Origin of the sequence: uncultured Campylobacter sp. (assembly GCF_938030785.1) — a bacterium.
Lineage (GTDB): Bacteria > Campylobacterota > Campylobacteria > Campylobacterales > Campylobacteraceae > Campylobacter_B.
Genome location: NZ_CALHIK010000159.1, coordinates 1 through 10,749 on the forward strand (window position 1 = coordinate 1; position 10,749 = coordinate 10,749).

The window sequence follows — 10,749 nt, forward strand, 5'->3', positions numbered from 1 at the left end:
TTTGAATTCCGCAGCGATGCGGAATTCTACCTGGCGGAATTTTGCTTTATCCCGCGGAATTCCGCTCTGTAAAATTCCGTCACGCGGATAAAATTTTAAAGCGAAATTTCAAAAAGAGCGAGTAAATTTTAAAAGCCAAATTTAACGAGCCGCATTAAAACGGCGCGTGCGCCTGCAATTCAAAATTTTTAAAGTAAACAGATAGTAAAATACCGATAAATTTCAAACAAGGAGAATGAGATGAAAAATCCTAAAATGTTCCTCTGGGGGGGGTATTAGCTGCTTTATTAGCAGGTTGCGGCGATGATACCGAGGTAAAAACTAAAGAATACTACGACGCGCATTTTGACGAAGCCAAAGAGGTTTTGGCAAAGTGCGATTTCAACACTCTTAAAGATGGAAGCAACTCGTATAAAAATTGTGTGAATGCCAAAACTGTCGTAGAGGAAAAGAGTATGGCGTATTCGGTTAAATATTATATGGAACACTTGGATGAGGCCAAGGCTATCATAGAAAAATATAAAGAGAAAGAGCCGGCAGATAAAAATAGCGTTGAGTATAGTAATTTGATGAATGCAAAAGAGGCTAATGGCAATATGAAATTAAGGGGCTTTTTGGAAAATCAAGCACGATAAATTATTTTGGTATCGGCTTAGTATTAACTCTTCTCTCGCGCTCTTAATACATTCTAAATTTACCCCGCATTTTCGGTGTAGGGTAAATTTGCTCTATGCGGCTTAGAATTTTGCGATATAAAATTTCTCTCGCGAAACGATACGGCGTAAAATCTTGCTTTACGGATTTTGGAATTTTAAATTTTAAAGCCTGCGAGCTTTTGGCTAGCGCAGAAAAGACTTGCGGGCTGCGCGGCACCTTAAAATTTACGCCGCGTGTCTAGTCTAAATTTCTCTCGGCGGCGGTGAAATTTCGCAGTGCGGCATCCTAAATTTCACGATCTCACATGCCGCTAGTCAAATTTTCTCGGCGGCGGTTTGCGCGCCGTGCTAAATTTAAAATTTCAAATCCGCGGCGATAATTCGTACGACGCGAGATAACTCCTAACATACGGTGATCTCGGCTTACGCTATGTAATTTAAAGGAGTGGTAATGACGGCATTTGTGCGTTAAATTTTAATTTTCGCGCGCCGGGTGGTAGCGAGACACCATTTGCTCACACGCCGTTGCGAAGCCGCTTCTAAATCGCCGGGCCGAGTTAAATTTTCGCACGGCGAAATTTTAGCCTATGCGGCGCGATTTACGAAACGGCGAAATTTTGAGTCTGCGCTGCAATTTATAGCGCATCAAAATTTTAACTTTCACGGCACGATCCGCGATGCGATAAAATTTCAATCCGCGCTGCGGCGCACAGGCGCGCTGCCTAGCTAATCCCTCTCATCGCATCGAGCCGCTTTAAAAATATCTCCACCTTGCGTAGCTGCGCCGCATTTAGCGCCCTGCCCGAGTAAAAATACTCCACGCTGTTGCCGTTCGGATAGTAAATTTTGCCGCTGTCTCCGTCGCACACTTCTGCGCCCTGCTCGCTACGAGCGCTTTCATCGCTCCCCTCGCCCCGCTTGCTCTTGCCTTTTATACTCTGTCCGCCGCCTGCGCCTCGCCTTTCCGCGTCAAATTTACCGCCTTGCGCCGATGGATTCGCACCAAATTTTACGCCGCTGTCTGCGTTAAATTTAGCCGCCCGTGAGGGCAAATCCTCGCCTCGCGCAAGCTTTAGCCCACCGCCTAGCTCGCTTGCAAGGCGGTTTAGTGTGCCGTCGATACCGTCGATGATACGCACGTGTGGAGGTAAAATTTCGCGCAAAACGTCCTTAAAATAGTTAAAATGCGTGCAACCAAGCACGAGCGAGCCCAGGCGCGTGAGCTCAAATTGACCCAGCTCCTGCTGCAGATAGGCCCGAACCGCGGGCGAGTCAAACTCCAAATCCTGCGCAAACTCCACGAGGTGCGGTAACGCCAAGCTCCACGTCTCGCACTCCAGCCGCCCCACGAGGCGCGCGAGCTTTTCGCCCGCGATCGTTAGCGGCGTGGCGATGAGCAGCGTCGGACGCGCGCCGAAGCTGTCCGCGGCGAGCTTGACGGCGGGCTCCATGCCGATGACCGGCACGCTAAATGCGCCGCGAAGCTCCGAGATGGCCGCGCTCGTGGCGGTGTTGCAAGCAACCACGACCGCGTCTGCGCCATGCGCGACCAAAAACCCCACAGCATCAAGGCTTAGCCGCACGATCTCGGCTCTACTTTTCGTGCCGTAGGGGACGTGATCCTCGTCGGCAAAATACAAAAACTCCGCCCCGCTAAACCGCCGCAGAGCCTCGGCAAGCACGCTCAGCCCGCCGATACCCGAGTCAAAAAACGCTATTTTCAAATCTTTATCCAAGGTTAAATTTAATGCGCGATTATAGCTCAATTCAGGTAAAATCTAAATTTCAAACCGCTTGAACGCGGAATCTAATGATAAATTTAGCGTTAATTTTGCCCCCCTGCGACGGAATTTGGCGCCGGATCTAGCATAAATTGAACGCGAACAAAACGCCAATAAAAGCGCGGATCCGTCATAGGCAAAATGAGCCAAAGACCCAGTCAAAGGTGCGAGCCAAATTTCGCGCGACGATAAAATTTTAATCCAATCGGGCAGCGTCGCGGTACACCAAGCGCGCATTCATACCGCCGCCAAATTATGAATTTTACCTGTTTCCACGCAGAGTGTGAATAAAGACATTAATACTATGGAGCGCTGATGAAATTTTACGCCACGATAGAATTTCAACGCCAAATTTACACCTCATCGCCGTAAATTTTACTCGCGCCAATGAGCGCGCCTTTGAAAAAGGCTCACGTAAAGCGCGAAAACGAAGTCGATCGCAGCCGCTCGTCGGATACGCACAGATCTCTACCGAGACGGTGAGGCGGGTCGTTACGCGCCCTTTGCATCCAAATCGCCGCGTATAACCGCCATCATTACGGCAAAGCATGCGCCTGCTCTCGCGTCAAGTGGGTGGCGACGTATCGAGTCAAATTTAAAACCAAGCGCCTGCCGCCGTTAATGCTTCGTATCTTGCCGCCTTGCAGCGTCATGCCGCTCCCGCCCGTCGGATACCCGTTACTACTTCGTATTGCGGATCGGCGAATGATGCCCGCGCTTGCCGCCCGCTTGATCGTTTCAAATTTTAAAATTTCGTCCGCTTCGTTTCGCTCCACCGCATATGGCTTGCAATCACGCATAATGTGCCGTTTGCGACTTCGCTCACTGCGTAGCATTGCCGTGATCTTAAAAGCATTCGAAAGCCTCATCCGCGTTTAAACTCACCCGCTAAAGTGCCAAATACACCCCGTTGTGTAAATTTCGCACTCACTAAAACCGTCCACTGTGCAAGCAGAGCGAGCAATCAGAAATTTAGGGTGATTGAGACGGACTGCGCGGCACAAATCGCAGCGAGTGAAATTTTAAAAACGGATGCGAAACGAATACGACGCTACCGAGCAAGCGCGAACTAGCAAGTGCGATGTATCGCGGGCTAGAAGGAATTTGGCGAAGCGAGAATTTAAACGAAGCGTGCGATGCAGCGAACACTTTTAAATTTAACGCAGACGAGCCCAAATTAGAAGCGAGCAAAAATTTTAAAGCAGGCGGGAATTTTAAAGCAGGTGCTGTGTTAAATGCCGCCAAATTTTACACGTGCCGAGCTAGACGCCGATAAATCATAACAAAGTACTGAATGGTGAAATTTTCATTGGGGCTAGGAATTTGCGCTCAAAAGATACTGCGATCAGCGCGTATCGCACGATCTTTATGCGCGGCTATTTTGGTATTTATAAAATTTAAGCTCGCGCAGGCAATTGAAATATTACTTTTAATCTTGAGATTTAGAAGATTATTCGCGCCAGATTAGTGGGCGATTGAAATATGCGCCTTTTAATCCCTCGCCAAGCCCTCAAGTATTTTCGCGTTCGGTAGGCCTGCAAGTAAGTGCGACGCCAGCAAAAGCTTTGATTTGACCAGACCGCCGCCCACGACGAGATATTTCTGCTCTAAAAGAGATTTATCGGCTAAAATAAGCCAATCTTTCGGTAATCCTATGGGCGTAATTGAGCCAAATTCCATGCCTGTCGCTTCCGTAACGTATTCAATATCCGCAAAAGAAACCTTAGCGGCATCCAAATGGCGCTTAACTAGCGCGTTGGTATTTGCCCGCTTGCCATAAAGGCACCAGCAGGGCGGCATAGCGCCTGTCCTCGCCTCTGCGCCCTTCCACAACCAAGCAATTTACCTCCATTTCATAAGGGATATCGTATTTCTTGCTTAGCAAATCGCCGTCTGCAAAAGAAGGGTCAATCTCTGCTACTTTGATGGCCTACGAATCGTCAAAATGGCTGATAAAATCATAAACGCACTCAGGCAAAAGGTTTTTATTTACCCCGCTTACGGGCTCAAATACTAATTTCATAAAGCACCCTTTCAAATTCTATTTTCATTATAGCACAAAATTTCCGAGGAATTTGCAGGATATTGTGCGCATTCAATTTTCAAATTTACGTGGTGCGGATAAAAGCCTATTGGCGAGAGCGTGCCGCAATAAGCCGCGCTCGCGCTAAGTGGCGCGTCTTTGAAAAATCCCCACGTAAAGCGCGAAAACAAAACCGATCGCGACTGCGTAGGGAGCGAACTCGGTGATGCCTTTAGGCGAGCTTGCGAGCAAGAAATTATGCGCGATCGCAGCGCCTGCCGCCATGCCGATGACGAATATGCCCGAGCTTAAATTTCCCGTGCCGGCCTGCACCAGATGCTTACCCGGGCAGCCCTCGCTGAGGCTGAAGCAAAGACCCGCGAGCACCATACCCAAGAAATTCCAAACGAAATCGTTATGAGCGATAGGCTGGCCCTCAAAGCCGAGTTTGTATTGTCCAAACGCGATATTTGCGATGCTCGCAAACACGACGACGCTTAGCACACCCCAAAACATCGAGAAATCGCCGCGGAAAATTTTACCGAATGCGCCGACGCTGCAAAATTTGCTCTTGTGCATCAAGGCGCCCACGATAATGCCCGCAGCCAGCGAGATGCCTACCGCTGCGTGTTGCGCGCCGGGACCTTTAGCGGAGATAAAAAGCGCGCCGCCCTCGCCCGTTTTGAGTCCGAAAACCAAAGCTGCAAGTAGCGCCGCACCCAGTATCACGGGCAAAATTCCGATCGGGCCGCTAAGTCTTGCCTCTTTGCTCGCCTCATAGCCGCGCTTTTTAAGCAAAAACCCGACCAATACGCCGCAGATCAGACCCGCCAATCCGGCTAGCGCGGTCAAATCGCCGCCGCCTAGGCGCAAAAACGCGCGCCACGGACATCCCAAAAATACAAGGCAGCCGATCATCGCGAAAATCCCTAGGAAAAATTTCGCAAACGGCGAGCTGCCGGTAACCGGCGCGAACTCACGCGTCCAAAGCACGCTTGCCAAAAAGCCGCCGAACACGAGCCCTATGATCTCCGGGCGGATGTATTGCACCACGGCGGCTCGGTGAAAGCCCAGCGCGCCGGTGGTGTCGCGCAAAAAACAAGCGACGCAAACGCCCATATTGCCCGGGTTTCCGAAATGCACTAGCGTCGCACCCAGCACGCCTAGCACGGCGCCTGCGATGATGTACCATTTAACGTTATTCATGAAAAAATCCTGAAATAATCTAGATCGACCGATCTCTTAGGCGCGATTTTATCCTTTGTAAAATAAAAAGTAAATAAATTCCGATCTAAATTTGCGAAAAGTTAAATTTTAAAATCGCACGGGCGACCGCTAAATTTAGACGCAAACAAATCGAGAGCGTTTAAATTTAGACTCTTTGCTGCGATAGAAGTGCTGAATTTAGCCGCTCGATTTCGGCGCAAACGAATCGAAACGAAAAGCCAAGGCGCAGAGGCGGTCAGACGAAACGCGATACAAACTGACGTAAGCGGAGCCCAGGCGCAGAAGCGGCGCGATAAAGTACAAACAAGACGCAGTCAAAACGCGGAAACGGCTTAGACGAAGAGCATTACTTGCCGCCAATAAAAACAAATTTCAAATATTTTTGAAATTAAATTTCAACCTTATTTAAGTATACGGATATATAATAATGTATTTCAATTTTATTTTAAAGGGCGGGTATGAAAAAGCGAATTTTATTGGTGCCGCTTGCGATAGGCGCAATAGGCGGAGCGAATGCGGCCGAAAACAACGCCACAAAGTCGCAGGATCTGGGTCAAATCGTCGTGCAAGCGACGGTGAGCGCGGTCGATAACCTAAAATACGCAGGCTCGGCCGGAATTTTAACCCCCAAAGATATGAAAGCCAAAACCAACGTGATCGATTCGATCATGCAGATACCGGGCGTTGACGGCGGTATGGATATGGGGCGACAGATCGGCAGGCAGTTTCAGATACGAGGATTCGGATATCAAAGCGACGAGCGCGTCATTATCAAGCAAGACGGCGTGCGCAGAAGCCTAGGAATTTACTCAAATATGATCTCATCTTTTCGCACCGATAGCGACATCTTAAAGCGTGTCGAGGTCATAAAGGGCGCCTCGTCCGTGCTTCACGGCTCGGGCGCGATCGGCGGTATCGTAAATATGCAAACCAAAAGCGCGAGCGATTATCTAAGCGAGGGCAAAAGCGTAGGCTTGATGCTAGGGCAGAGGCTCGAATCAAACAATATGCATAGCACGCGCGGCGCGGTTTACGGCAAGGGCGAGGAAATTCCGATCGACGTTTTACTCTACGGCAAGCGCGCAAGCTACGGCAACGTTAAGTTCGCAGACGGCGGCACGCACTATGTCGAGGGGTATGACAAGAGCTTTAATAACGAGCACATCGATACGGGATTTTTCAAAATCGGCGCGAACTTGGACGATCACCGCATAAGTTTTAGTGCCTTTGATTACGACGAAAATTTACACACGATGTGGCAAACGCTATGGCAAAACGACTCAGATCTCTTCGTAAGCGGAAATTTAAGCCAAAGAGATTATGTTTTTGATTGGAATTTCACGCCGCAAAGCCCGCTAGTGGATATGTCTTTTAAGGCCTACAAAAGCAGAGCCGAGTATAAACGCGGCTATATCGACGGCGCAGATACCGGCAGCTACGCAAACAAAGACGATCGTAAGGGACTAGAGATCAAAAATATCTCGGAATTTGATACGGGCTTTTTAAATCATAGCTTCGCTTTCGGCGGCGATTACGAAAACAGGCAGGAGGATGCGATCTTTATCCAAAATGGAGCGCTAAGAGATTTCGCCTCATTTCCGAACGAATATAATAGCTACGGACTTTTTGCGCAAGATCTGATCCGCTTGCACGATGATTTAGAGCTTACCTTAGGCGGTAGATACGATAGATTCGATCGCGACATCAAAGGCAGATCGGCTAAATTTAAAGATTCCAGATTTTCTCCGCGCGCGGCGATTGCCTATACGCTCTTTGATAAATTTACTCTTTTAGCGGGATACAGCGAGAGTTTCCGCGCGCCTACGCCGCACGAGACATCGCAAGCAGGGCCTATCAACCGAATGTATTATTACATCCCAAATCCCGATCTAAAGCCCGAGACCGTCAAAGAGTACGAGGTCGGATTTAGCTTTAAACAGGATGAAATTTTTACGGACGATCACTTCGATATGAAATTTATCTATTTTAACGGCAATATCAAAGATATGATTGACGTTAAGCCGCTACCGCATCTGGGCGTGCCGCCGGGCGGCTTTTCGCAACAATACGGGCAGTATCAAAATATCGATCAAGCCAAAAGGCATGGTTTTGAGCTAAGCTCAAACTACCAAACGCAGGACTTTGATTTCGGCGCGAGCTTCGAGCGACTTAGAATTTACAATAAAAAGACGCACGAAAACATCAATAACCACGCCAAAAAACTAAGCGCGAACATAGATTATTCGCCGCTGCAAGATTTGAGTCTAGGATTTCAGGTGAGCCACTATTTCAAACCTCACTCCAAACCCGCTTCATATTTTGCACGCGGGAGGGAGTATTTTTATGTAGATAAGTCCTTTACGATCGCTAATTTTAGAGGAAGTTACAAGATCAAAAACGGCATTATTCCAGCCCTTGACGGCGCGGACGTAAGCTTTGGCGTAAATAATATTTTCGATCGACACTACATCAACGCAAACCGCACGCGCGAGACTGTGGTGGTGGGTGCTGGACGAAATTTCTACGTCGATTTGGAAGTAAGATTTTAGAGTAAGCTTATATGGGCGAAGCGCGGGTTAAATTTTAAAACTTACCCGAGCTTTCGCCCCTCTTTCTTTTCAAATTTAAACCTCATCTTAAATTTTAACCTCATCGCAACCTTTCGGTGACTAAATTTTACGGCGTGTAAGATGTCGGACCAAGAGCGGCGGCGCAGATCGATGAGCAAGGATAGGCGGCGTGCGGGCGGCTACTTTTTGCGAAATAAATTTGAGCGCTCGCCGTTTAGAAAAACATGGGCAAAACGTGCGCACCGATCCGTTTTTAGCAAAATTTTAACCGCCCGAGCTACCCGCCCCCTCGCCCGGCCCTACTCGCTCGCCCACTCCCGATTAAGCGAAACGAAAAGCGCAAAGTTATATCATTGCTTAAAATTCTGCAATTTTTTCGAAAGGATGAGATATGAAGCACTTTTCACTCTCAAAGGCCGTTTTTATGGCGGCGAGTTTGGCCCTGCTCGGGCTAACGGCTGCGAATGCGCAGGAGAAATTTTCTCCGGTTATCGTCATTCACGGCGGCACCAGCGGGCTTGATCTAACCAAAGAGGAATTTAAAATCCGCGAGGAGCCGATGAAAAAGGCGCTTTTGGCGGGTCAAGCCGTACTTGAAAAAGGCGGCAGCGCGATGGATGCCGTTACGGCGGCGATAATGGTGCTTGAGGACGATCCGAATTTTAACGCGGGCAAGGGCGCGGTATTTACCGCCGACGGATTTAACGAGCTAGACGCCTCGATCATGGACGGCTCGACCAAAAAAGCAGGCGCAGTTGCAATGGATAAAAACAGCAACCTAGCCGCAGCGACCAGCACCGGCGGCACGACCAACAAAATGACCGACCGCATCGGCTCGTATCAAAGAGACAGCGACAAGGAGCTAGACCTCGCCATCTCGAAAAAAGAATTTATAGATAACTTCCTCAAGCAAGGCGCCGAAGAGGGATTTAGCTTCGAGCAGACGCAAGAGCTGCTGGGCGGGATAAATTAGCCTCAAATTTACAAAAAGGGCAAAAATGAAAAAAATTTTAGCGGTACTTCTCTTAGGCTTGCTCGGTCTTGAAGCTAAGATAATCGGGCAGGGTGAGCTAGCGGACTACGGGCTGGTTTTTGCGGACGGCAATGCCGCGGATAAAGACGGCAACATAAAAGCCGTAGGTAAAAATTTTATGGTCACGGGAACCTTTTCTGACGGTCTTTGCGTGGTTTTTATAGGCGAACAGACCTTTTTTATGGACGAAAACGGCAGACTTGCCTTACGTTTGGCGCCCGGTACGGACTTTAAAACTAGCTTTACCGAGGGGCTAGCGGGCATCGCCAAAAACGGTAAATTCGGCCTCATAGATAAAACAGGTAAGGTCGTAGTAGAACCCAAATTTGACGATATGGGTATAGCCTTCAGAGATGGCGCGATAGTCGTGGGTGAGATGAAATACGGCAGGATGAAATACGGTTACGTGGATAAAAACGGCAAAACAATCATTCCTCCGCGCTACGACGAGGCAAGGTCGTTTTCCGATGGACTAGCCTCGGTGCGCATCGGCGATAAATGGAGCGTGATAGACAAAAGCGGCGCTACCGTTTCAAAGCTAAATTTCAACTACCCATTAAAGTTTACAGAAGGCTTAGCATCCGTAAAATTTAACGGACTTTACGGCTTTGTGGACAAGGACGCAAACGTCGTTATAGAGCCTAAATTTGAATTAGCGTCGCTCTTTAGCGAAGGGCTAGCGGCCGTAAAATCGGGCGGCAAATGGGGCTTCATAGACAAAAGCGGAAATTTCGCGATAGAGCCACGTTTTGACGAAGTAAATAAATTTAAAGAAAAACGTGCCGTGGTAAGGGTCGGCGAGCTGTGGGGTATCATAGATAAAAGCGGTAAATTTATCCTTGAGCTACAAAAATTCGACTATATATTTGACGAGTTTTACGGCGGAATGTTAAATTTCAGGGTAAATAGAAAAAGCGGTTGCCTAGACATAGACGGCAAGGTCGCCATAGAACCGATATTTGACGACATATCTGTTTTTGAGGGCGACGTGACGGCCGCCAAAATAGACTACAAAAACGTGTTTATCGACAAAAAGGGTCGAATTTTGCCTATTTCTTACTACTTTGAGATAGAAGATTGAGGTAAATTTGCGACGGTTTTGGCAAACGCTTTGCTTTTTTTTAAACTAACGAGCTACATTCAGTCGCTAAATTTCTCGCCTTTATGTCACATAAAGCCCAATAGACCTATTTTGCCAAAAAAATAACGTAAATTTAATTTTTGCAATATGAGTTAAATTCAACGCAGGCAATAAAACTTCGGTTGTCTTAATTTACTTTCATTCGTATTTAACTTTTGCCTAAAATTTTGCACACGATAGAAAAATATACGAATTTCAGGTAGAATATCGCCACATAAAATTAAGGCGGTAAAATGAGAAAATTTATAGTGGTTCGCGGACATGCGGGCTCTGGTAAAACGACTTTCGCAAAAGAGAAAATTAAAGAATTTCAAAACG

At 47.8% G+C, this 10,749-nt stretch carries 8 protein-coding genes and 2 pseudogenes; 6 read left to right on the top strand and 4 right to left on the bottom strand.

The features are described 5' to 3' along the window. Window positions 1-263: 263 nt before the first annotated feature. Window positions 264-428, top strand: a pseudogene (locus Q0438_RS09440) (EexN family lipoprotein); the annotation flags it as partial. A 27-nt stretch (window positions 429-455) separates the two neighbouring features. Beyond that, entirely contained in the window at window positions 456-635 is a 180-nt protein-coding gene (locus tag Q0438_RS09445; protein ID WP_299190395.1) for a hypothetical protein, read from the top strand. 743 nt (window positions 636-1,378) lie between these two features. Here Q0438_RS09445 and murI read toward each other — a convergent pair. The 4 genes from murI to yedE all read right to left on the bottom strand — a co-directional run bounded on the left by murI (window position 1,379) and on the right by yedE (window position 5,666). Then, on the bottom strand, window positions 1,379-2,380 hold the full coding sequence (murI, locus tag Q0438_RS09450; protein ID WP_299190397.1) for a glutamate racemase: 1,002 nt from the start codon (window positions 2,378-2,380) through the stop codon (window positions 1,379-1,381). A gap of 593 nt (window positions 2,381-2,973) precedes the next feature. Beyond that, window positions 2,974-3,237, bottom strand: a complete 264-nt coding sequence (locus tag Q0438_RS09455) for a hypothetical protein (RefSeq protein ID WP_299190399.1) — start codon at window positions 3,235-3,237, stop codon at window positions 2,974-2,976. Window positions 3,238-3,928: 691 nt separating this feature from the next. Then, a complete protein-coding gene (locus Q0438_RS09460) occupies window positions 3,929-4,237 on the bottom strand; it encodes a YbaK/EbsC family protein (protein WP_299190403.1) in 309 nt (102 codons plus the stop codon). Window positions 4,238-4,604: 367 nt separating this feature from the next. Next, a complete protein-coding gene (gene yedE, locus Q0438_RS09465) occupies window positions 4,605-5,666 on the bottom strand; it encodes a YedE family putative selenium transporter (protein ID WP_299190400.1) in 1,062 nt (353 codons plus the stop codon). A gap of 479 nt (window positions 5,667-6,145) precedes the next feature. Here yedE and Q0438_RS09470 point away from each other — a divergent pair, with 479 nt between their 5' ends. The 4 genes and pseudogenes from Q0438_RS09470 to Q0438_RS09485 all read left to right on the top strand — a co-directional run bounded on the left by Q0438_RS09470 (window position 6,146) and on the right by Q0438_RS09485 (window position 10,371). Beyond that, the gene (locus Q0438_RS09470; protein WP_299190401.1) at window positions 6,146-8,236 is read left to right on the top strand and encodes a TonB-dependent receptor; all 2,091 of its coding nucleotides are present in this window, start codon (window positions 6,146-6,148) and stop codon (window positions 8,234-8,236) included. Between the two features lie 445 nt (window positions 8,237-8,681). Then, a pseudogene (locus tag Q0438_RS09475) lies at window positions 8,682-8,993 on the top strand (isoaspartyl peptidase/L-asparaginase); the annotation flags it as partial. Then, window positions 8,982-9,230: an isoaspartyl peptidase/L-asparaginase gene (locus Q0438_RS09480; protein ID WP_297997069.1), complete on the top strand. Its 249-nt coding sequence runs from the start codon at window positions 8,982-8,984 to the stop codon at window positions 9,228-9,230. The pseudogene Q0438_RS09475 and the gene Q0438_RS09480, both read left to right, overlap by 12 nt. Before the next feature lie 25 nt (window positions 9,231-9,255). Further along, window positions 9,256-10,371 (top strand): WG repeat-containing protein, encoded by a 1,116-nt coding sequence (locus Q0438_RS09485; RefSeq protein WP_299190402.1) that lies wholly within the window; start codon window positions 9,256-9,258, stop codon window positions 10,369-10,371. The last annotated feature ends 378 nt before the right edge of the window (window positions 10,372-10,749 follow it).

Coding starts and splice junctions, on each gene's coding strand:
- Q0438_RS09470 (WP_299190401.1), top strand. CDS start 6,146: ATGAAAAAGCGAATTTTATTGGTGCCGCTTGCGATAGGCGCAATAGGC.
- Q0438_RS09485 (WP_299190402.1), top strand. CDS start 9,256: ATGAAAAAAATTTTAGCGGTACTTCTCTTAGGCTTGCTCGGTCTTGAA.
- Q0438_RS09480 (WP_297997069.1), top strand. CDS start 8,982: ATGGACGGCTCGACCAAAAAAGCAGGCGCAGTTGCAATGGATAAAAAC.
- Q0438_RS09460 (WP_299190403.1), bottom strand. CDS start 4,237: ATGCCGCCCTGCTGGTGCCTTTATGGCAAGCGGGCAAATACCAACGCG.
- Q0438_RS09445 (WP_299190395.1), top strand. CDS start 456: ATGGCGTATTCGGTTAAATATTATATGGAACACTTGGATGAGGCCAAG.
- yedE (WP_299190400.1), bottom strand. CDS start 5,666: ATGAATAACGTTAAATGGTACATCATCGCAGGCGCCGTGCTAGGCGTG.
- Q0438_RS09455 (WP_299190399.1), bottom strand. CDS start 3,237: ATGCGTGATTGCAAGCCATATGCGGTGGAGCGAAACGAAGCGGACGAA.